21 protein-coding genes are annotated in these 19,456 nt (G+C 56.8%); 17 read left to right on the forward strand and 4 right to left on the reverse strand.

The window, feature by feature from the left end; translation table 11 throughout:
* Positions 1 to 74 precede the first annotated feature (74 nt).
* The 8 genes from VLX68_13915 (at position 75) to VLX68_13950 (ending at position 7,708) form a co-directional block, all read left to right on the forward strand.
* A complete protein-coding gene (locus VLX68_13915) occupies positions 75 to 1,307 on the forward strand; it encodes an SUMF1/EgtB/PvdO family nonheme iron enzyme (GenBank protein HUI93338.1) in 1,233 nt (410 codons plus the stop codon).
* Positions 1,308 to 1,313: 6 nt separating this feature from the next.
* Positions 1,314 to 1,670, forward strand: a complete 357-nt coding sequence (galT, locus tag VLX68_13920) for a galactose-1-phosphate uridylyltransferase (protein ID HUI93339.1) — start codon at positions 1,314 to 1,316, stop codon at positions 1,668 to 1,670.
* A gap of 335 nt (positions 1,671 to 2,005) precedes the next feature.
* Positions 2,006 to 3,667 (forward strand): DUF1538 domain-containing protein, encoded by a 1,662-nt coding sequence (locus VLX68_13925; protein HUI93340.1) that lies wholly within the window; start codon positions 2,006 to 2,008, stop codon positions 3,665 to 3,667.
* Positions 3,667 to 4,026 (forward strand): P-II family nitrogen regulator, encoded by a 360-nt coding sequence (locus tag VLX68_13930; GenBank protein HUI93341.1) that lies wholly within the window; start codon positions 3,667 to 3,669, stop codon positions 4,024 to 4,026. Before VLX68_13925 ends, VLX68_13930 begins: the two co-directional genes overlap by 1 nt.
* Positions 4,027 to 4,504: 478 nt before the next feature.
* A complete protein-coding gene (locus VLX68_13935) occupies positions 4,505 to 4,837 on the forward strand; it encodes a hypothetical protein (GenBank protein ID HUI93342.1) in 333 nt (110 codons plus the stop codon).
* On the forward strand, positions 4,834 to 5,607 hold the full coding sequence (locus VLX68_13940; GenBank protein HUI93343.1) for a hypothetical protein: 774 nt from the start codon (positions 4,834 to 4,836) through the stop codon (positions 5,605 to 5,607). Before VLX68_13935 ends, VLX68_13940 begins: the two co-directional genes overlap by 4 nt.
* Positions 5,608 to 5,620: 13 nt before the next feature.
* Positions 5,621 to 5,875 carry a hypothetical protein gene (locus tag VLX68_13945; GenBank protein ID HUI93344.1) on the forward strand — a complete coding sequence of 85 codons (255 nt, stop codon included), beginning with the start codon at positions 5,621 to 5,623 and terminating at the stop codon, positions 5,873 to 5,875.
* Between the two features lie 285 nt (positions 5,876 to 6,160).
* A complete protein-coding gene (locus VLX68_13950; protein HUI93345.1) occupies positions 6,161 to 7,708 on the forward strand; it encodes a peptide MFS transporter in 1,548 nt (515 codons plus the stop codon).
* 219 nt (positions 7,709 to 7,927) lie between these two features.
* Here the strand turns inward: VLX68_13950 and VLX68_13955 are convergent, their stop codons facing one another.
* On the reverse strand, positions 7,928 to 9,259 hold the full coding sequence (locus VLX68_13955; GenBank protein HUI93346.1) for a glycoside hydrolase family 88 protein: 1,332 nt from the start codon (positions 9,257 to 9,259) through the stop codon (positions 7,928 to 7,930).
* Between the two features lie 312 nt (positions 9,260 to 9,571).
* Here VLX68_13955 and VLX68_13960 point away from each other — a divergent pair, with 312 nt between their 5' ends.
* The 5 genes from VLX68_13960 to VLX68_13980 all read left to right on the forward strand — a co-directional run bounded on the left by VLX68_13960 (position 9,572) and on the right by VLX68_13980 (position 13,443).
* Positions 9,572 to 10,609: a hypothetical protein gene (locus VLX68_13960; protein HUI93347.1), complete on the forward strand. Its 1,038-nt coding sequence runs from the start codon at positions 9,572 to 9,574 to the stop codon at positions 10,607 to 10,609.
* Between the two features lie 155 nt (positions 10,610 to 10,764).
* On the forward strand, positions 10,765 to 11,388 hold the full coding sequence (locus tag VLX68_13965; protein ID HUI93348.1) for a hypothetical protein: 624 nt from the start codon (positions 10,765 to 10,767) through the stop codon (positions 11,386 to 11,388).
* A 79-nt stretch (positions 11,389 to 11,467) separates the two neighbouring features.
* Positions 11,468 to 12,184, forward strand: coding sequence for a protein-L-isoaspartate(D-aspartate) O-methyltransferase (locus tag VLX68_13970; protein HUI93349.1), 717 nt, complete (start codon positions 11,468 to 11,470; stop codon positions 12,182 to 12,184).
* A 117-nt stretch (positions 12,185 to 12,301) separates the two neighbouring features.
* Positions 12,302 to 12,691 (forward strand): hypothetical protein, encoded by a 390-nt coding sequence (locus VLX68_13975; protein HUI93350.1) that lies wholly within the window; start codon positions 12,302 to 12,304, stop codon positions 12,689 to 12,691.
* Positions 12,692 to 12,732: 41 nt separating this feature from the next.
* A complete protein-coding gene (locus VLX68_13980; GenBank protein ID HUI93351.1) occupies positions 12,733 to 13,443 on the forward strand; it encodes an SDR family oxidoreductase in 711 nt (236 codons plus the stop codon).
* Positions 13,444 to 13,492: 49 nt separating this feature from the next.
* Here the strand turns inward: VLX68_13980 and VLX68_13985 are convergent, their stop codons facing one another.
* A complete protein-coding gene (locus VLX68_13985) occupies positions 13,493 to 14,284 on the reverse strand; it encodes a carboxypeptidase-like regulatory domain-containing protein (GenBank protein HUI93352.1) in 792 nt (263 codons plus the stop codon).
* A 289-nt stretch (positions 14,285 to 14,573) separates the two neighbouring features.
* Positions 14,574 to 15,212 (reverse strand): hypothetical protein, encoded by a 639-nt coding sequence (locus VLX68_13990; GenBank protein HUI93353.1) that lies wholly within the window; start codon positions 15,210 to 15,212, stop codon positions 14,574 to 14,576.
* 191 nt (positions 15,213 to 15,403) lie between these two features.
* Here VLX68_13990 and VLX68_13995 point away from each other — a divergent pair, with 191 nt between their 5' ends.
* On the forward strand, positions 15,404 to 16,429 hold the full coding sequence (locus tag VLX68_13995) for a WG repeat-containing protein (protein ID HUI93354.1): 1,026 nt from the start codon (positions 15,404 to 15,406) through the stop codon (positions 16,427 to 16,429).
* A 19-nt stretch (positions 16,430 to 16,448) separates the two neighbouring features.
* Positions 16,449 to 16,898 carry a lipocalin family protein gene (locus VLX68_14000; GenBank protein HUI93355.1) on the forward strand — a complete coding sequence of 150 codons (450 nt, stop codon included), beginning with the start codon at positions 16,449 to 16,451 and terminating at the stop codon, positions 16,896 to 16,898.
* Positions 16,899 to 16,906: 8 nt separating this feature from the next.
* Here VLX68_14000 and VLX68_14005 read toward each other — a convergent pair whose 3' ends face one another.
* Positions 16,907 to 17,875, reverse strand: coding sequence for a right-handed parallel beta-helix repeat-containing protein (locus tag VLX68_14005; GenBank protein ID HUI93356.1), 969 nt, complete (start codon positions 17,873 to 17,875; stop codon positions 16,907 to 16,909).
* Between VLX68_14005 and VLX68_14010 the strand changes: the two genes are divergently transcribed.
* Both VLX68_14010 and VLX68_14015 read left to right on the forward strand, forming a co-directional pair.
* Positions 17,874 to 18,770 (forward strand): hypothetical protein, encoded by an 897-nt coding sequence (locus VLX68_14010; protein ID HUI93357.1) that lies wholly within the window; start codon positions 17,874 to 17,876, stop codon positions 18,768 to 18,770. The two genes, VLX68_14005 and VLX68_14010, sit on opposite strands and share 2 nt — an antisense overlap.
* A 120-nt stretch (positions 18,771 to 18,890) precedes the next feature.
* Positions 18,891 to 19,454 carry an RNA polymerase sigma factor gene (locus tag VLX68_14015; GenBank protein ID HUI93358.1) on the forward strand — a complete coding sequence of 188 codons (564 nt, stop codon included), beginning with the start codon at positions 18,891 to 18,893 and terminating at the stop codon, positions 19,452 to 19,454.
* Positions 19,455 to 19,456: the final 2 nt, after the last annotated feature.

The following is a 19,456-nucleotide window of genomic DNA, read 5'->3' on the forward strand; positions in this document are numbered from 1 at the left end:
ACCTACTTTCACCTATTTTCATGATTCAAATAACACACCTTAAATCGATTGTGTCTCATGGATTGGAGATGGCTATGGACTGGACCAAAGCAATAAAAGGCCTTTTCGTCGTCGCATCATTCATCGTGCCCGCGTGTGCCGGGGTATCGCTTGACAACATCGCCGTGGGCGCCACCTATCACATGACGCTCACCACGGGCGACGAGCTCGAGGGCGTGGTTGATTCCAAAACCGACACGTCGCTGATCCTCGACTGCAAGGGAAGCGCCTATACCTTTGCGGCAAACCTCATCGCCGAATGCCAGCTCCTTGCCCCGCCCCCGTCAAAAACCGGGGGGCAGTCGCAGGCTGCGGAATCGACGCCGATCACCTTCGACCAGGCCAGGCAGAAGCAGCCCGGCGAAAACCTCCAGGTCAAGATAAAGAGCGGCGCGGTGTTCACCGGCACGCTCGTATCGGCGGACAACGACAACCTGCGGCTCAACGTGGAAGGGTCGGTGATTCCGATCGGCCAGCAGGTGGTGGACCAGATATTTGTTGTTCCCGCAAAGAAAGCGCCCGAAAAACAGCCGGCCGCGGCGCCCGCCGTTCCCCAGGCGTACGACACGATCATCGTGAAAAATCCGGAGGTGGACGATTACGGCAGGCCCAAGGACAATCTGACCGTGATCGGAAACATCGTGAAGGAAGACAACCTGCGCCTCACCCTGACGCGGACCGACAACCAGCAGGTGTCGTACACCTTCGACCAGATCGTGCGGATATTCCGGCACACGAGCGAAAACCCGGAGGAGGACCAGATCAAGCGGTACGCGAAGCCGCTGTTCTGCCCGCCCGACATGGTGCTCGTGGACCTTCCGCCGGGAAAGGCGAACCGGCCGTTCTTCAAGGTATGTATTGACAAATACGAATACCCGAACAGGCTGAACACGGTGCCGCAGGTCAACGTCTCATACGACGACGCGCAGAAGCTCTGCGAGAACGCGGGAAAGCGGCTGTGCACCGCGCAGGAATGGCAGTGGTCGTGCAGCGGCATGGAGGGATACACCTATTCCTACGGCACGAACTTCGAGAAGGAGAACTGCAACACCGAGGGGAGCAGGGTGATCGAGCCGTCGGGCAGCAGGAACAAGTGCATCAGCAAGTTCGGCGCCGTCGACATGACCGGCAACGTTTTCGAGTGGGTAAAGGGGACGGGCGGCCCCGCGGCCATGGGCGGCCCGGTGTCGAAATGCGCCACCATCTCTCCCGGCGCCGGCGGAAGCGCAAAACCCACCATCGGGCTGCGCTGCTGCAAAAGCAACTGACCTTCGATGAACCTTTCGGATTTCCCGCACCGGCGGTGCAACCTTCTCACGGGCGAATGGGTGCTCGTGTCCCCGCACCGGACCAAACGGCCCTGGCACGGGAAGGTTTTTCCGGCCGCCGAGCCGCCGGCAGCGGCGTACGACCCGAAATGCTTTCTGTGCCCGGGAAACCGCCGTGCCGGCAGCGAAAAAAACCCGTCCTACGAATCGACCTTCGAGTTCGACAACGACTTCGCGGCGCTGTTGCCCGACATCCCCCTCGAAACCTTGGACGAGCAGGGCTGCTGGTCGCCTCCGGCGAGCGGGGACTGTGCCGGGTGGTGTGCCATTCGCCCCGGCGCGACCTCTCGCTGCCGCGCTTGACAGAGCAGGAACTCCTCGCTGTAATTGACACATTGCCAGTACCTCGAGCTCGGCGGCCGCGAGGAAATCAACCACGTCCAGATCTTTTGAGAACCGCGGGGCGCTCATGGGCGCCACCAGCCCCGCACCCGCACTCGCAGATCTGGGCCAATGCCGGCGTCCCCACGTATCCCCAAAGGAGACCGTGCGCCAGCGCGACGCCGGAGGACGGGGCGAGGAAGTTGAGGAATTGCGGGGATGTGCATTATTCGAAGGTAAAGGTTGAAGACCGCAAGGAAAAACAGTAAAATATAACGAACTGTTTTTCAAAACGGATCTTCCTGCGGATCAAATCCATGTCACTGTCAGTTGATGCTATCTCCAACGATTACGAGCCCGCCGCTCCAAAAAAAATCCACGTCACTTTTTCCCAAGCGATGACCATTTTGCTCCCCTATTCCTGGCACCAGATACGGGAGCAGCTCGTCACGGTCGCGCCGGTCTGCCTGTATCTTGTTCTGTTCCAGCTCCTGTTTCTACGCTACGGCCTCACCCAGGTCGGGTGGATCACGGGCGGCGTGGTCATGGTGATTTTCGGGCTGGTGTTTTTCCTTGAGGGCGTGCGCATCGGGCTTGTTCCGATCGGTGAAGCGGTGGGCGATACGCTCCCCGTCAAAAGCGGCCTTTTCGCGGTGCTTGCCTTTGCGTTTGTCCTCGGCATTCTCGCGGCATTCGGCGAGCCGGTGCTCGGCAGCCTGCAGATCGCGGGCGCGGGCGTGGATCCGGCCAGGGCGCCGCTTCTCTATTATCTTCTTGTCAAGAATCCCCTTGTGTTGACCCTGACGGTCTCGCTCGGAAGCGGCGTTGCCGTGCTGCTCGGCACGCTGCGCTTCATTTACGGATGGGGCCTCAAGTCCCTTATTCTGCCGTGCGTGGGCATCGCAATCGCCCTGACCCTTTTCGCCGCGCAAAATCACCTTCTCGCAAGCGCGGCCGGCCTTGCCTGGGACACGGGCGCGGTCATTGTCGGCCCGGTGCTCTGTCCGCTTGTGTTGGCCTTGGGGCTCGGCGTGAGCCGCGCCACCGGGAAAAGCGACCCCGGCATGGCCGGCTTCGGCATGGTGGGGCTGATCTCCGTGGTCCCTATCGCCGCGGTCCTCTTGCTTGCCTATATTCTTCAGCTTGTTTTTGGCGCCGGCCATTTCGACATCGCGCCCGTCACCATCAGCCAAGCCGCTGCCGGACTTTACAAAACGTTATTTGATTCATTTGTTCTGGCCCTAAGGGCGGTCTTGCCGATTTTCATTTTTTTGTATTTATTTCTGCGGTTGAAACTCAAGGAAGAGGGCGTTCCGCTTCCCCAGCTCATTCTCGGCTTGACATTTGCAATCACCGGGCTGTTCCTTTTCAATTTCGGACTTGCGGTCGGGCTTTCGGAGCTCGGCAATCAAGTAGGAAACCGCCTGCCGCTCTCCTTTCACCCTCCTTCTGCCGCATTGTATCCCACGGCAGTCGGAAAACTGGTTGTCGTGGCGTTCGGAGGAATTTTGGGATACGGTGCGACGCTCGCCGAGCCCGCATTCAAAATATTGGGCCGGCAGGTGGAAGATGTTACCCAGGGCGCGTTCAAAAAATGGCTTTTCAGCCAGGCGGTCGCGCTTGGCGTGGGCGCTGGAGCCAGCCTCGGCATTGTCTCGATTGTCTATGAAGTCAATTTGCTGTTCCTGCTCATTCCGCCCTATGCCCTGCTTTTTTTTCTGACGCTGTATTCGAGCGAGAAATACGTCGCCATCGCATGGGACGGCGGCGCGGTCACCACCGGACCGGTCACGGTCCCGCTCAAGATCGCGATCGGCATCGCCCTTTCGCACGCCACCGGATTCGCCGAGGGCTTCGGCATCCTGGCACTGGCTTCCGCGTATCCGGTATTGAACATCCTGCTCATCGGTCTTTATGCAAAACAGCGCGAACAAAAACTGGAAATAAAACTGCTTCAAACAACGGAGGCGGCAAACTGATGGATGCAGCAGGCAATACAATTGCAAAAGAGGAAGTCGAGCTCATCACCTGCGTGGTGCAGCGGGGCAAGGCCGACAAGGTCGCCAAGGCGGCGATTGACGCGGGCGCGGGCGGCGCCACGATATTTTTCGGACGCGGCATGGGGCTCAGGGAAAAGCTCGGGCTCCTGGGCCTTGCCATTGTGCCCGAAAAGGAACTGCTCATGATCCTTTGCGGAAAAACGGACACGCAGAGAATTTTCACCGCGGTCGTGAAGGCGGCCAGGCTTGACGTGCCGGGAATGGGCATCGCCTGGGTGTCGCCGATCACGGCGGTGGCGGGCCATTTTTCGCCATCTGCAGCTGAACAAAAGAATTAGCAAGAAATTGGGCGTTCCCCGGCCCTTCGACTTTGCTCAGGGCCGGGCGGCACCGCGCTTCTGCGCGGCCTGCGGTCGCCCTTAACGCCGGACCGAAGAAATCTTCCCGGTCCTGTATTCTTCACCGCCATCGGCGCCCCTGAGGCAGGAGGCTTTGCCGCTCGTGCTGTCCGAGTCCGGCGGGAGCCCGTTGGCGTAATAAGTAAAGTTGACTTATAAGAATTCATTTGCAGCGCGTTAGGGAGACTGGAGGGTGCGCAATAGCGCATGGTCACTTCGTTCCCGAATGTAAGGCGGTCGCGCTCCGCGCAGTCAATTATATCGTTCGCATTTTACCGGCCGACCACGCGAAGCGGGGGAACGCCCAAATTCTAATTTATTTTTTTACAATGTAAAACCAGCATTCCCCCGCCCCGCTTGTAGAACCCCGGGCAAATGATTATTTTAATCACAGGTTCCTATTATTGGAGAATATCCTATGAAACGTTACGTTGATCACGACCAGATCGTTGAAAAAAACAGGGCGATCGCGCACTCATACGAGACCGAGTCCCGGGACAAGGCCCTTGAGGGCAAGGGATACAATTACCAGCAGCGCCAGCAGGAGGCCTCCTGCTTCAACTGCAAGATGAAACAGAAGTGTCCGCAGTTCAGGGCGAAGCGCACCGGCGGCACCTCGGGCGTCGTCTCATTCGGCGGCGACCAGAAATTCATCTGCGACCGCTACCTGCCCAATCCCTCCCCGGTGCAGGCCATGTCCGACAAACAAGTCAAATCCCTCTTAAAAATCGCAAAGCGAGGTTTGAGATGAAAGAGCAGGCGAACTCACCGCTCGAGCTGTACGAAAAGGCGTACCGGCTGCAGTACGACGAAAACCGGATCCCCGAGGCGTGCCGCCTTTACAAACTCATCATCGACGAATTCCCTGATTCAAACGAATGCGGCTACGCCGTCATCCAGCTCGAAAAGATCATCGCCGGCACCATGTCGGAGAAGATCAACGTGTCCTCCCGATGGAACACCGTGCTGGCAGTGCTCGCGATCGTGCTGAGCATTGCCGCGCTCGCGGGCGTGCTCCTCGCCGGCAGCATGTACATGAAGGACGCCAACGCGCGCATTGCAAGCCTCTCGCTCGTGTCGCAGGCGCTCGCCAAGGTCCAGGTTGGAAAAGACAAGGAGGCGCTGGAGATTCTTGACAATGCGAAATCAATCGCCAAAAACAAGGACATGACGCCCTATCTGCTCGCGGCCGACATTTACCTCGTGCGCCAGCAGTATTCCAAGGCCATGTCGGAATTCGACACGCTCAAGAGGCTGTCGGGCGCGGAATCGCTCGCCGTGCAGGAAATCGCGCGCGCCCAGGCCGAGGAAAACTCGGCCAAGAAGTCCACAGTGGCCGAAAAGCCGCCTGCCGAAACCGAACTGCCGAAGACCGAACCGGAGCCGGTAAAGGAAAAAGCCGAGCCTCCGCCGCGGGAAACAAAGGCAAAGTCGAAAAAGGAAGCGGCGGCAACGCAACGGTCGCAGAAGCAGCGCAAGGCGCCTCCCGCGGCGCATCAGGACAGCGTATCGTTCTTTTAACCCGGACAGTTCCATGGATGCCGCCGAAAAAATAAAAAAGATGGTGCTTGCCGGGCATGTGCTCGACGACGAGGGTGCATGGGTCCCGCTCGGCCAGCGCTCCGCGGTTGAAAAAAAAATCCTCGGCCGGCTCATGGCGGGAAAAGTCCTGTCCAACGGCCACTGGGTTCCCATTTCCCAGGCCCTCGAAACAGCCAGAAAAGAGGGGCTGGCCCCGCCGCCGGAAACCAAGGCCATCAGCAGGCGCCGGCCGCCACGGGGTGTTTGATTTTTGCACCTCTTCCTTTAGGCGAACTCCCACCAAACTCCCACGGGAGCTTTCAAAAGTCAACCTGTTTCTTCCGGATAAAATGATGAAACTAAAGACCATCATAATCGGTTTCCTTTATTTCAAGTTCCCTGACAATTTTGAGGATGATTCTGTGCAACTGGAATCAGCCAAGAACAGTTTAAAAAAATGAGTGAACAATAACATCTTTTCAATCCCCACACATCTTTTCCCCGCCCCGATTGTTAATTTTTCCAGGTCGTTGAACTATTTTCTTTTTAACCAATGAACCCCTCCCTCCTCATCATGCTCGCCGCCTGGGCGTTTGTGGCCGCCTGGACGGCCGGCGTCGTTCTATCACAGCGCCGCGTGCATCCCAAGGCGCTTTTTTACCTTTTCTTTGTTGAACTGTGGGAACGCTTCTCCTATTACGGCATGCGCGCCCTGCTGATCCTTTACCTCACCAAGGCGTTCGGGTTCGCGGATGACAAGGCCTACGGGATTTACGGCGCCTACGGCGCGCTCGTATACGCAACGCCCGTGCTCGGCGGCCTCATCGCGGACAAATTTCTGGGCCTGCGCAACTCCATCAAGCTCGGCGCCGTGCTCATGGCGCTGGGCCATTTCGCCATGGCGCTGCCGCAGCGGCCCGTGCTGTTTCTGGCGCTCGGGTTTCTCATTGTCGGCAACGGTTTTTTCAAGCCCAACATCTCGAGCCTTGTGGGAAAACTGTATCCCGACGGCGACGCGCGGCGCGACAGCGCGTTCACCCTGTTTTACATGGGCGTCAACACCGGCGCTTTTCTCACCCCGCTCACCTGCGGCGCGATCGGCGAGCTGTACGGCTGGCATTGGGGATTTTCCCTGGCCGGCATCGGCATGGTGACCGGGCTCGCCATCTTCCTGGCCGGCGGCCGCGCCAATGCCTACGAGGACAAGGGGCTTCCGCCCGACCCCGCATTGTTGACAAAAAAGATCGCGCGGCCTTTCAGGATCGACCATCTTTTTTATGCCGTGGTGTTCCTGTGCGTTCCCGTCATGGCCTTTCTTGTCAAGCACAACGAGACCGCCAAATGGTTTCTGGGCGCACTCGGCACCGGCATGCTGCTGTACCTGCTCGGCTTTGCCCTCAGGCAGGAAAAACAACAGCGCGAAAAGCTGTTCGTCATCCTTGCGCTCTTTGTCTTTACCGTTTTGTTCTGGACGTTCTTCGAACTGGCGGGGAGTTCCATTAATCTCTTTACCGACCGGAACGTCAACCGGACATTGGCGGGGTTCACCCTGCCCACGAGCATGTTCCAGGGCGTAAACCCGCTGTTCATCATCCTGCTCGCGCCGCTCTTTGCGGCGGTCTGGAAAAAGCTCGCCGACATTGCGCGGCCCCTTTCCGCGCCGGCGCAGTTCGGCCTGGGCCTGCTTCAGCTCGGCGCGGGGTTTCTCGTGCTCGTGGCCGGCGCGCGGCTTGCGGGCCCCGCGGGTCTTGCGCCCCTGTGGTCGCTTGTGCTTGCCTATCTGCTCCACACCACGGGCGAGCTGTGCCTGTCTCCCATCGGGCTGTCGCTCGTCACCAAGCTTTCCCCAAAGTCAATCGCCGCGTTCGTGATGGGCATCTGGTTCCTCTCCTCGTCGTTCGCCCACACCATCGGCGCGGAAATCTCAAAGCTCACCTCGCAGCCCGCGGAGGCGTCGGCCGCGGCCGTGATTGCTCCCGCGCACGGCCTTCAGCTTTATGCGGGGGTGTTTTGGAACGTTGGTTTGATCGCAATAGGCGCTGGGGTTGTTTTGTTTTTATTGGTGCCGGTGCTGAAGCGGTGGATGCACGGGGTAAAATAATATTAAAAGGAAAATCTGTGACAGCTTTAGTCCTTTATCTCAAAATGGCGTTTTAATCCATTGTGCCAATTAAATTGAAATCTACCATCTTTTTGCGGGCGGCCAACGATAATGCCTGGAGTAATACCCGGGCGAACGGCGAATCGACCAATAAGCTTTTTATCAACTCTTGGATTAACAAGAATAAACTGGTCGCCGACGGATGATCTCCTTCAATTTCTATTTGAAATACCTGATCAGATACATTCCCCTTCCATATCCATTTAAAATTGTCTTATCCCGGTTCAATGACGCGGCCGTTGCGCTGAAAATTTTTCTGCCTTGGATAGTATAGATTTCCAATCGGGCCGCGTTGTTTGGAATTATAAATCCGTTGGTAATAGCCGTCACTAATTGACATTCTGGAATCGATCTCTTTGTTTCAACCGTTTGTTTTGGAATTTGCACCTCCACCGCGCCGGTGACCCGTTTGTACATTTCTTCTCCCGCAAGGAGCAGCGCGCCCTCGCCCTCCGAACTGGAATAATCGGCCGACATGTTGTTAAACGGCTCCTGCGCCACGGTTTGGCAGTACATGAGTTTGCCGTCCGATGCGATATTTTTGACAAGCCCGCTCCACGCCCTGCGCATGGGAGGCGTGAACACGGCCGAATCCAGGATCCCGTTGTTGATGCCCCAAGCCATGGCAAAGCAGAAAAACGCGGTAGAACTTGTTTCGTGCTGCCAGAACTCCACCGAATCGAGGAGGCTCGTGGTCCACAGCCCGTCGCCCTGCTGGCATGCGACCACCGCGGCAAGCTGGTCGCGGAACTGGGTTATCATGGAGTCGCGGCCGTGGTAATTGAGCGGCGTATATTTGAGGATGCGCGCCTGGCCGCCCAGCACCCACGCTTCGCCCGGCGCCCAGAAAATGGGCTTTCCGAGGGAATCGACTTTGGGAAGCTTGTAGCCGGGATCGCGCCAGTACAGGTGGAACGTGTCGCTGTAGATCACCTGCGCGTCATCCCACCAGCATTTGTAAAGCGAGTCGAGGATGCGCGTCTGGCCCGTGATGGAGGCGAGCATGGCGAGCCCGGGCGGCGCCATGTACAGCGCGTCGCACCAGTACCAGTACGAACGGCCCGACGGCGAGTGACTCAAAAAATCCGCGGTGACGCGGCTGAGCCACGGTTCGTACATGTATTTTTTCGACGTGTCCGCCGCGAATAGATACGACTCGCAGAAGGTCTGCGCGCAGCATTCGTTGTCCGGGTTGCCGCTGGCCGGCGTCCAGTTCGCGAAAACGCCGAAATTGACGATGCTGTCCAGATACTGCTTTTCATTCGTATGACGGTAGAGCGCGCAGACGCCGGTCATATACGCTCCCGCGTCCCAGTTCGTGCTGCTGGCGAACCAGTCGCCCAGGCTCTTGACACCGTGCGACAGCCGGTACCCCGCCACTTTTTTCATGATCTTGGTGATCGAGTCGGGGCTGAATTCGTCGGAGCGGGCGGGCTTGTTTGAAAATAGCAGAATAATGCCAATCAATAAAAGTCTGGAAATTTTTTTCATGATTTCCCCCGAAAAGTAAATAGTGTCGCGCCAACGAAATGATAAACACCACGATACTCTTGGAATCAACTATCGATCTCATTCAATTGCCGCATGCTCTCATCCGATAATATAAGAAAATACCACCTCGATTGCTCATTGATAACAATCGAAAATAAATTTACCTTTTGACGGTATTGCTTGAATGTTGTCAAGAGAGCATGGCCGCGCGCCGGCCTTTCTTTTTCGTCCTCATTCTTTCGTTGAAATTCCTTCATTTTTTGTTTATATTACACACCGGGAAGAGAACACACATACTATAGAGGGGGATTTATGAAATTCTTTTCAGCGGCGCGGCGCGTTGCCGTTGCCGGATCGATCCTTGCCGTCCTTATTTTTTCCCTGCCTTCCGATTCCGCAATTCCGACCGGGTATAAAGGATTTCCCTATCTGGACTCGATCCAGCAGATCCCGGGAAGAATCAGGTTATTCCGCTTTGACCAGGGCATGGCCGGAAAAACACAGTCCGAGGCAACACTGGATGCAAACACCAATGGAGTAACCTGGCACGATTACATGGCCATCGGCCAATGGGCTTGCCATAACCTGCGCGCGATTACCGGACCCAGCCTGCAAATAATGGGTGAGGGAGGCGATTGCATGAGTACCGGCTGGGTTGGTCCGGACTATGTTCACGATTCCGCCGCTAACGATTGCTACCTTGCGGACGCCAATATGGGTGACTGGACAAAATATACGGTTTATGTGAAGCAACCCGGCATTTACAATCTGAGCATTTTTCAGACTGCAGCGGACATTCAACCCCCATGGGGTCCATACATTGAGATCTCCCTGTTGAACGGTACCGATTCCATAAGTACCGGAACAGACACCCTGCATTTTACCTCTGGCTGTGCATACGATTTTCACTCATGGTGGTATATGAAAAACTACCGCCAACTGGCGCTCGATTCCGGAGTGCAGCTCTTTAGATACCAGGTCTGCACGAATCCCGAGGGAAACGGCCCCATGAATGTCGACTTCGTCGACTTCACCTATGTCGGCCCCGTCTCCGTCGCCGACCGCCATCTCTTCGCCGCCCGCAACGGCGGCCTGTCCCTGAACAGCATCACGCCGCAGACGAACAAGGCGCTGCAGCTCAACTTCACGGCCGCGAACACTGAACCGGTTGCGGTGCAGTGCTTCAACGCCCGCGGCGCCCTGCTGTTCGCGGAGACAATAAACAATGTCGCCCTTGGATACAACCATAGCCAGCTCAGGAACAAGGTCATTGGCTCGGGCATGACGTTTATCCGCATGACGCAGGAGAACAAGACCGCGCAGGGCAGAATATTCCTGTTTGCAAAGTAACGGCAATTGCAGGTCGGTTAAATATGGGAAGGGCTCGCCTTTACGGGCCCTTTTTTATTCCGGGACGCGGTGCTTCTTGCAAGGTTCATTTTGTTTTCGGGAAGACATTGTTCTTGTCAACAAAATGTAAAAAAATATATTTCTAGTATTGAACCATGAACTCCATCATTTCCATTCTCATCGCGGTCTTTTTCCTCCTCGCCCTCGTCTTCGGCGTCCTTATCTACCGGTCTTGGCGGCTCCGGCGCTTCATGGGGGCATTCACGTATCTGCTCCTGACGCTGGTAATGATGCTTTCCGGCCTCCTGGCGATTGTGATTTCAGTGGGGAGCATCGGGTATAAGGCGCTTACCCGTGAAGACCTCGCCGCCACCGTGTTCATCACGCCCCTGGGAAGCCAGCAGTTCACGGCAAAAGTGGTTCGCCCTGGACGCCGCGACACCGCGTTTACGATCGCGGGCGACGAGCTGTACGTTGACGCCCGCATTCTCAAATGGAAACCTTTTGTCAATGTGCTGGGACTGCGCACGGGCTACTGCCTCGACCGCGTTGCGGGCCGGTACACCGACATCGGTGACGAGCGCACCAAGCTGCGAACCCTGTATTCGTTCGGCGGCACCATCCAGCCCTGGGACCTTTTTTTCCTGCGGACCCGTTATTCCTTTCTTTCGCCCATCCTCGACGCCTATTACGGCTCGGCCGCGTTCGTGCCTGTCCGTGATGTCAAGAGCGTGAAGATCCTGGTGACCGCCAGCGGGTTGATTGCACGATCCCAATAAGATAAAAGCACTTCCCCTTCCGCGCAGCCTCCGCCACAATACCTCCTTGACGCCAACCGAATATCCAAGGAGGGCATTCATGATAAGAACAATCATGATCGTGGCCTTGTGCGTTCTGGGTCTTTCGGGTGCTGGGAATGCTACACAATCAGAGCGCGAGTTTGCGGTAATGCGGGAAAAGATGGTGCGGACGCAAATTGAAGCGCGGGGAGTTAAGGATACGAACGTGCTTTCCGCAATGTTAAAGGTGGAGCGCCACAAATTTGTCCCTGACCCATATAAAGGCAGCGCTTATGAAGACCGTCCTCTTCCCATCAGCGAAGGCCAAACCATTTCGCAACCCTATGTCGTTGCGCTCATGACCCAGGCGCTCGCGGTCAACAGATCCTCAAAGGTCTTGGAAATCGGCACAGGCTCCGGATATCAGGCGGCGGTGCTTGCGGAATTGTGCGATAGCGTGTTTACCGTTGAGATAAACAAGTTCCTCGGCGAGAGCGCGGGAAAGCTGCTTTCGTCGCTCGGCTACGCGCGAGTCAAGGTCCGCATCGGCGATGGATACCAGGGATGGAAAGAACATGCGCCCTTTGACGGCATCATCGTCACCTGCGCAGCCACGCGGGTGCCGAAGCCGCTTGCGGACCAGCTCAAGGAAGGGGGCATCATGGTGATACCGACGGGCGGGGCAACGGTGCAGGAGCTGCAGTTGTTCAGGAAAAAGAGCGGCGCTCTCATCCGCAACGCCATCGTGCGTGTCCGTTTTGTGCCGATGACCGACGAGTCGGGGAAAGCATATTAACCAAAACATCCGGCAATGGTTTCTGCGGAACATGAATAAATACTATTTTCTTATTACACTATTATTACACGTATTACACGAAATTTTTCAAGCCCGCTCCGGCAGGAAAACATCTTTGTGAACCAAGTTCTTATGACCGGCGTGGTCATCGTTTCATTCGCGTTGCTATTTTATTCCATCGCGGTGATCGCCGAACAGCGCAAACCTATCGTCTCAAAACTCGTGCTGACCTTTCTCACCGCGGGCCTTGCCTGCGACATTACGTCAACGATGTACATGATTGTCGGATCGCGCAACATTCCCATAACGGTCCACGGCGTCATCGGCTATTCCGCGCTTCTGGCAATGCTGATCGAAACCATGATGATCTGGGGGCATTGGCGGAAAAACCGCAATGCCGTAAAAGTGCCGCGAGGCCTCCACCTCTACACCCGGATCGCCTATGGATGGTGGGTGGTCGCCTATATCGCTGGTGGAATTATCGCATCGGTCGGATTGAAATCCTAGGATATAAAAGATATAATTTGAGCTGTAGAGGAGGGATACACATGGACATTCCGGGAAAAGTTGCCATTATTACGGGCGCATCCGCGGGCATCGGGCTTGCCACCGCCAAACGCTTTGCGGCGGAAGGCGCAAAGGTGGTGCTCGCGGCGCGGTCGGCGGACAAGCTCACAGCACTTGCGGCTGAACTTCACAAACTGGGGCATGATGCGCTGTCGGTCGCCACCGACATACGCGACAAGAACGCCGTCAACAATCTCATTGAAAAGGCATTTGCGCGTTACGGTCGCATCGACATTCTCATCAACAACGCCGGCCAGTCCGCCGTCGGCTCGGTCGCGGACATAAATCCCGACCACCTCCACTCGATCCTCACGCTCAACGTGTTCGGCCCTCTCTGGGCCATTCAGGCCGTTGTCCATAAAATGCGCGTGAAGGGCGGCGGGCTCATCATCAACATCAGCTCCATGGTGACCAGGATGCACATCCCCGGGCTCGGCGCGTACGCCGCGTCGAAATGCGCCCTTTCGATGCTGTCCGACACGGCGCGCGACGAGCTTGCGCCCGACAAGATTCGCGTGGTCACCGTCTATCCCCGCATGACGGCAACCGATTTCGGGAAAAACGCGCTCGGAGACCACCGCCTGGGCATGCAGCAGCGCGGCCATGCCCCGGTCATTGACACGCCGGAATATGTGGCGGGTAAGATCCTCGAGGCGGCGAAAAAAGAACCCGCCGAGCAGTTCATGGAATAAAATCGCCGGCAAAATACGCGCCCGTTTCCGCCCTTTAAAATACCCTCTGTCAAGGCACCACAAAAACGAGCCGGTTTGACGGAAGCGTGTCGATATTCGTGTACACGAACCGGTTTGTCGAAAGATCAAGATACCCGCTGTTTTCCGAACCCGCGGACGCGGCATACGCGACGGTATACAGGGTATCACCGCTCTGGAACCCGGCGCTCGCAAAGGCCACCGGCTGCAGGCGGATCCCCGTCGAATCGATCCCGCCGATGAAAAAAGTGTTTTCTGGGCTTGCCGCCAGATAGGATGCCGGGTCGCGCGAAACCGATGCGCCGTGGCTGAAAAACAGGATCACCTTGTACTGTCCGTGGACGAGACTGTCGGAGGCGCGCACCCCAAGATATACTGAATTCGTGTCCCCGGTTTTCGGCACCCGTGTCCAGACACTGTCGATAAAAAACGCAGGCGGCTCGCACAGGTTCACTGTGCCGATGTTCCGGTCTCCGCCGCCGACAAACTGCACCTGGACCTCTTTTGACGTCCCGTAACCGTCTTTTGAAAATGTTAAGGTGTATATCCCGGTTTCGGCACGGGAAAAGGCCCATTCCCCCGCGCTGTCGGTCTGCGTTGCGGCCCACGACCAATCGGCGCTCACGCGCACACCCGACCGGTCTGCAGGCTGGTCGCCGTTCGCTTTTATCAAGGTGACGAACCCGTATAACGTGCCACGCAATTCCGGGCCCTCCGGCCCCTGCGGCCCCTCGCGGCCCGGCCAGAAGCAGTTGCCGATAAGGGCCAAGAACAACCCTGGACCAAAAACACCGGCCAAAATGAACCTTTTTTTAGGTGACATGGCTTACCTCCTTTTCAACGCCGACCCAGTCCCAACAAGCATCGCATTTTTCATGCAACAGGAATGCCATTGACGAAAATCGGGCCGTGCAAATCGATACAGGAGGTATAAGTCGGAAAAACGTGGCGGTAATGAACATTGGGCGGGCTATTGCGAGACAATACCGCTGCTGACGGGCAACTTCGATGGAGGAATCAAAAACTGGTTCCCAGCTTGAAAATTTTTTCTCAAAAACAATAACGGCCTTTCCACTTGGAAAGGCCGTTGGAGTCACATCGTTCAGTTCTTTTTATTTTCTTTTCTTTCCCTTGTGTTTTGCCGGCTTTGATGCCGCTTTGGCCTTTGCCGGCGCGGGGGCCGGCTCGGCCTTTGCCGATTCAAGCGTCGCAATGCCCGCCTTTGCCGCATCAAGTGCTCCTGCAAGGTCGCCGCTCGCCTTGAGGCTCTGGGCGCTCGCGGCCTTCGCCTCCGCATCCGCAACAATCTTTACCTTGGCCTGGAACTGGGCCTTTGCCTTTTTGGCTTTTGGCGGCTTCTTCAGCATGTCCTTGGCCTTGGCGATGTCCGCGGTCAGTGTCGCAAGCGTTGTTTCAAGTTCGGTCTGCACTTTCGCCATTTCTTCCGCGGCCTTTGCCTTGAGTTCCGCGGCCTTTGCCGTGATCGAAACCAGGCTCGCCTTCGCCTTTTCGTAGTTCCTGCTCATGGGGCTTTTTTTCTTTTGCGCCTGGATGTCGTCAAGCGCGCTGGTGAGGGACGCCTGAAGCGCCATGAAATCGGAGGCGACGTATTTGTCGGCCTGCGCGGCCTTGGCGGCGTCAACAGCGGCCTTTGCGGCGGCCTCTTCCTGCATGGGCTCCTTTGCGCAGCCGACCATCATCAGGGAAATGCCGGCAACCGCAGCGATTGCAAAAAGGCGTAAGCGTTTCATAAACAACTCCTTTTTAGGATGAAGGTTTGTGGTGAAAGTTCACGGTTTAATGGATCAAGCGTCTTTCGCCCGCTTATTTAATATAAGAAATGTATGCCGGGATAACAAATCGCAGGAGCCCGGATGTGGTGCTCGATTGGTTCCGCAATTATTTTAAAGATTCCTTGGTATCAACAACGGGAGGCAGTCCGATGAAAAAAAGGATTCTTGTCGCTGTCATTACGGCCGCAGCATTTTCCTTTGTAAATGGTCAGGCGCCGGGGAAAAAGTCCGCACCCGAGACCGGACCCGTCACCGTAAAGGTGCCGTGCTCCGCAGCGCGCGATTTTTCCGAGGGACTGGCCGCGGTGCAGAGCAAGGGGCTGTGGGGGTACATCAACAAAAAAGGCGAATTCGCCGTCACACCGCAGTTTGACGGCGCCGGAGAGTTCCGCGACGGCCTCGCCCGGGTTAAAGTCGGCGGCGACCTCAACGCCAAGCGCGGCTACATCAACGCCAAGGGCGCCTTTGCCATCAATCCGCAGTTCGAGCTCGCCGGGGATTTTTCTGAGGGGCTCGCCGCGGTCGCCGTGCACGGCCGGTGGGGCTACATTGACAAGACAGGAACGATCGTGATCGCGCCGCAGTTCGACCTCTGCTACCCGTTCCGCGAGGGGCTCGCCAAAGTCCGCATCGGCGACGACCGGTCGGGCAGGCGCGGCTTCATCGACCGCAAGGGAAGGATCGTCATCAACCCGCGGTTCGACCTGGCCGGCGATTTCGCCGACAACCGGGCCATGGCCGTCATCCACGCCGCAAGCGACGAATACGGCGAGCGGTCCGCGCAGAAATGCGGCTACCTCGGGAAAAACGGCGAGTTCGTGATCGCGCCCCAGTTCGACATCGCGCACAGTTTTTCCGAAGGGCTCGCGGCCGTGGTGGTCGGCGGCTCGGCCGACGAGTTCGGCTTCCTTGCCGGCGGCAGGACCGGCTACATCGACACCGCGGGAACGTTCGTCATCACCCCGCGGTTCGAGGCGGGCGGGCAGTTTTCGGAGGGTCTCGCGCCCGTGCGCACCGAAAACAAATGGGGATACATTGACAAATCGGGAACAATGGTCGTTGCGCCGCAATTCGACGAGGCCGCGCCGTTTTCCGACGGCCTGGGCCGGGTCCGCCAGAACAATGTGAACGGCTTTATCAATAAAAACGGAAAACTTGTATTAGTGCTTCCCTGACGGCATGACGGAGGGATGTATGATCACGCCTGTTGACGGTTTCGATCTTGAAAAATATCTTGGCACCTGGTACGAAATCGCGCGCATGCCCGCGCCGTTTGAAAAAGGCCTGGTGGCCGTCACCGCCACCTACGGCCTCAAGGAAAACGGCATGGTGAGCGTTGTGAACCAGGGCCATAAAAAAACGGCCGATGGAAAAATCTCCATCGCGCGCGGCAAGGCAAAGTTCGCGGGCGAACCTTCAAAAGGGCATCTCCGGGTTTCCTTTTTCTGGATTTTTTTCGGAGATTATATTATAGTCGATCTTGACAAAGCAAACTACCAGCACGCGCTTGTTTGCAGTCCGCCAAAATATGCGTGGATTTTGTGCAGAGCCCCCAGGCTCGATAAGGCCATTCTTGACAAGCTCATCGACAAATTGAAAACCCTCGGCTATGACACCTTGAGGCTAATCGCCGTCCCGCAATAAGCGCCGCATTACTTTCTGTACCCGATCACGATCCCCTGCTGTTCCATCAGGTAAACCTCGCTTCCCGGGCCTATCGAGTAATCGCAGGCATTCCTGTTTGCAAACATCGGGTCATAGGTCCAATACTGCTGCGCTGAGGCAGGGGCCAGGGTGATTTCCTGCTGGTTTAAAAAAAGATCGAGGGAATCAAAAACAACTTGGGAGACGGTTGAATCCCACAATCCGGAAACAGCCGCGCCGGCGTTGTAGGCGATGATCGACCGTGTGACGCTCACCGCGCCCGCCGGCGTGGTGATGCTGATGCCACAGCTGTCGTTGTCGGAAACCGTGGCTTGCGTGACCGTTGCGGGCGTGGCGATCACCGCAATGCCCTCCTTGGCGTTGTGCGCCGAAAGGACATTGTCAAGCGCCGCCGTGTGGCCGGCCGTGGCATCGCCGCTGATCCTGACCCCGTTCCTGCCGTTGTTCAGGAACGCACAACGGGCAGCGCGCACGTCGCTGTCGGTGATTTCCAGTCCGTCAAGGGCATTGTCGCGAAACGCGCAGTCGGAGAAATCAATGTCGGATGAACCGTTTTCGACTTTGACACCACTTGCATAGCTGGAGTCGAACACGATATTGGAGAATCTGATTGAACGCTGGCCGCTGATGTAGAGAATGCCGAGTCCGGGCTGCGCCCGCACCACCGTCGTACTGTCGGTCCCGGCAAGCACGATGGGAAGGTCGGCCGTGCCGCTGCTGCCGAACCTGAGCGAAACAACGTAGGTGCCGGCAGCGAGCGCGATGGTGTCGCCGGCCCGGGCGCTCAACGCCCTTGCCATGAGGGAATCCTGGCTGGTGACAATTGTTTTTTCCCCCGCCGGGAGCGCGTGCCGGTTCGCGGGATCAAAAGGATTGTCCCTTGCAATGCAGGAAATCCCCGTGGCCATGGCGGCCGGCCACAGCAGAAAGCATATTTGTGATATGAAGCGTTTCATGCGTTCATCGGAACGATTATTTCTCCGGGCCTTTATCATTGCGGCTTTTTGCCACACGGTTCAGGCGGAAAATCGTTCTTCACAAAATACTATTCTCCTTGTCACGGACACCACGCTTGATTCTTGCGTTTTCCCGGGATTTTCCTCGGCACTTCTTCTCCACCTCAGGCAGAATCTTTCTACGGCCGACTGGAAGGTGCGGCAGCCGCCCGCGGCGGACAACACTTTGGCGATGGATTCCTCAACCATGGTGCTCGTTGTCCGTCCGCGGCACCGGGATGACGGCGCAACGTCTTTGCGCGCGACCTTGGTTCGGTTTCCTTCATGGAAAGCGGGGATGCACGACACCCTTGCGCCGCTTGTTGACATAGCATATACGAAGATGGACACGACCGCCGCGGCCCTTCTCGCGGCAAAAAAGATCGCCGAAAACCTGCGGAGCAGGTTCTCCTGCCGGCTGGTGGTCAGCAGCCTCCCGCCGCAGGCCGACGTAAAAAGCTCGGCCGGGCTCTATGGAAAATGTCCCGTGGCGTGGGACGTCGCCTTCGGCATCACCGACGTCACGGCGCAAAAAAAAGGTTTTCTTCCCAAGACGGTGCGCTTGCAGCTTTCCGAGGCCCGCAACCCGGACACCGCCTTCATCGTTCTTGTCAAGCGCATGCCTTACCATTCGGCCGCGTTTGGTCCCGCCGTCGCCTGCGCCGCCGTGTCCGCCGCACTATACGGATGCGAATACTACTATTATCAGAAATACCGGCGGCTGGGCGAAAATGATCTTACCAGCAATCCGGACGAATTCGGCAGGACTTTTTCCCTTGCACAGGGATGCGAATATGGAGCGGGCATTTCGCTCGGGCTTGCGTGCGCGCTGTTTGTGGTGACGTTTTTCTGGTAGGAAAGAATTCACCACGGAGACACGGAAAACACGGAAAAATCACGAAGGATTAACAAGCCGCCTGACCGATGAACCATCATGCCGATTTTTCCCACTAAACAGAGGGGAAGAAGGACTGTGATGAAAACGATCGTGGAGCCCTCAAAGGAGGTCCTGAGCGCTTGTAAAGCCGGGGACAGGGCCGCGTTCAAAACAATATTTGACTTGTATAAAATGTACGCATACAATCTCATTTATAAAATCACCGGGCCTTCTTCCGACCATGAAGACCTTCTGCAGGAGACGTTTTTCCAGGTGTATCTTTCGCTGCGCACGTTTGAGGGCGCGTCGTCGTTCACCACGTGGTTCCACCGTGTGGTGGTGCAGGTGTGCAGCGGCAATCTGCGGTACAAACTCGCGGCAAAGCGAAAACCCGGTGAACCAACCATTAATTTCGACGATACGCAGGAGACCATACCGGACAAAACGGAATCGCGCGAAAACAGGCTCGCGCTCAGGGACCTCGTGGAGAAGGCGCTTGCCGGACTGGATGATTCCCTCAGAATTCCGCTTGTGCTCAATATATACAGTGAAATGGAAATCGGGGAAATCGCCGCGGTCATGAATATTCCCGAGGGCACGGTGAAGTCGCGGCTGTTTACCGCGCGCAAGCAGATGAAGGAATTTATCCAGAACGCCGGATGAAA

It is taken from the genome of Chitinivibrionales bacterium (genome assembly GCA_035516255.1).
In the GTDB taxonomy this organism is placed as follows: domain Bacteria; phylum Fibrobacterota; class Chitinivibrionia; order Chitinivibrionales; family FEN-1185; genus FEN-1185.

What these genes read in the sequence shown, in the direction of transcription:
- VLX68_13915 (HUI93338.1), top strand. Translation starts at nt 75, where the DNA reads ATGGACTGGACCAAAGCAATAAAAGGCCTTTTCGTCGTCGCATCATTC.
- galT (HUI93339.1), top strand. Translation starts at nt 1,314, where the DNA reads ATGAACCTTTCGGATTTCCCGCACCGGCGGTGCAACCTTCTCACGGGC.
- VLX68_13925 (HUI93340.1), top strand. Translation starts at nt 2,006, where the DNA reads ATGTCACTGTCAGTTGATGCTATCTCCAACGATTACGAGCCCGCCGCT.
- VLX68_13930 (HUI93341.1), top strand. Translation starts at nt 3,667, where the DNA reads ATGGATGCAGCAGGCAATACAATTGCAAAAGAGGAAGTCGAGCTCATC.
- VLX68_13935 (HUI93342.1), top strand. Translation starts at nt 4,505, where the DNA reads ATGAAACGTTACGTTGATCACGACCAGATCGTTGAAAAAAACAGGGCG.
- VLX68_13940 (HUI93343.1), top strand. Translation starts at nt 4,834, where the DNA reads ATGAAAGAGCAGGCGAACTCACCGCTCGAGCTGTACGAAAAGGCGTAC.
- VLX68_13945 (HUI93344.1), top strand. Translation starts at nt 5,621, where the DNA reads ATGGATGCCGCCGAAAAAATAAAAAAGATGGTGCTTGCCGGGCATGTG.
- VLX68_13950 (HUI93345.1), top strand. Translation starts at nt 6,161, where the DNA reads ATGAACCCCTCCCTCCTCATCATGCTCGCCGCCTGGGCGTTTGTGGCC.
- VLX68_13955 (HUI93346.1), bottom strand. Translation starts at nt 9,259, where the DNA reads ATGAAAAAAATTTCCAGACTTTTATTGATTGGCATTATTCTGCTATTT.
- VLX68_13960 (HUI93347.1), top strand. Translation starts at nt 9,572, where the DNA reads ATGAAATTCTTTTCAGCGGCGCGGCGCGTTGCCGTTGCCGGATCGATC.
- VLX68_13965 (HUI93348.1), top strand. Translation starts at nt 10,765, where the DNA reads ATGAACTCCATCATTTCCATTCTCATCGCGGTCTTTTTCCTCCTCGCC.
- VLX68_13970 (HUI93349.1), top strand. Translation starts at nt 11,468, where the DNA reads ATGATAAGAACAATCATGATCGTGGCCTTGTGCGTTCTGGGTCTTTCG.
- VLX68_13980 (HUI93351.1), top strand. Translation starts at nt 12,733, where the DNA reads ATGGACATTCCGGGAAAAGTTGCCATTATTACGGGCGCATCCGCGGGC.
- VLX68_13985 (HUI93352.1), bottom strand. Translation starts at nt 14,284, where the DNA reads ATGTCACCTAAAAAAAGGTTCATTTTGGCCGGTGTTTTTGGTCCAGGG.
- VLX68_13990 (HUI93353.1), bottom strand. Translation starts at nt 15,212, where the DNA reads ATGAAACGCTTACGCCTTTTTGCAATCGCTGCGGTTGCCGGCATTTCC.
- VLX68_13995 (HUI93354.1), top strand. Translation starts at nt 15,404, where the DNA reads ATGAAAAAAAGGATTCTTGTCGCTGTCATTACGGCCGCAGCATTTTCC.
- VLX68_14000 (HUI93355.1), top strand. Translation starts at nt 16,449, where the DNA reads ATGATCACGCCTGTTGACGGTTTCGATCTTGAAAAATATCTTGGCACC.
- VLX68_14010 (HUI93357.1), top strand. Translation starts at nt 17,874, where the DNA reads ATGCGTTCATCGGAACGATTATTTCTCCGGGCCTTTATCATTGCGGCT.
- VLX68_14005 (HUI93356.1), bottom strand. Translation starts at nt 17,875, where the DNA reads ATGAAACGCTTCATATCACAAATATGCTTTCTGCTGTGGCCGGCCGCC.
- VLX68_14015 (HUI93358.1), top strand. Translation starts at nt 18,891, where the DNA reads ATGAAAACGATCGTGGAGCCCTCAAAGGAGGTCCTGAGCGCTTGTAAA.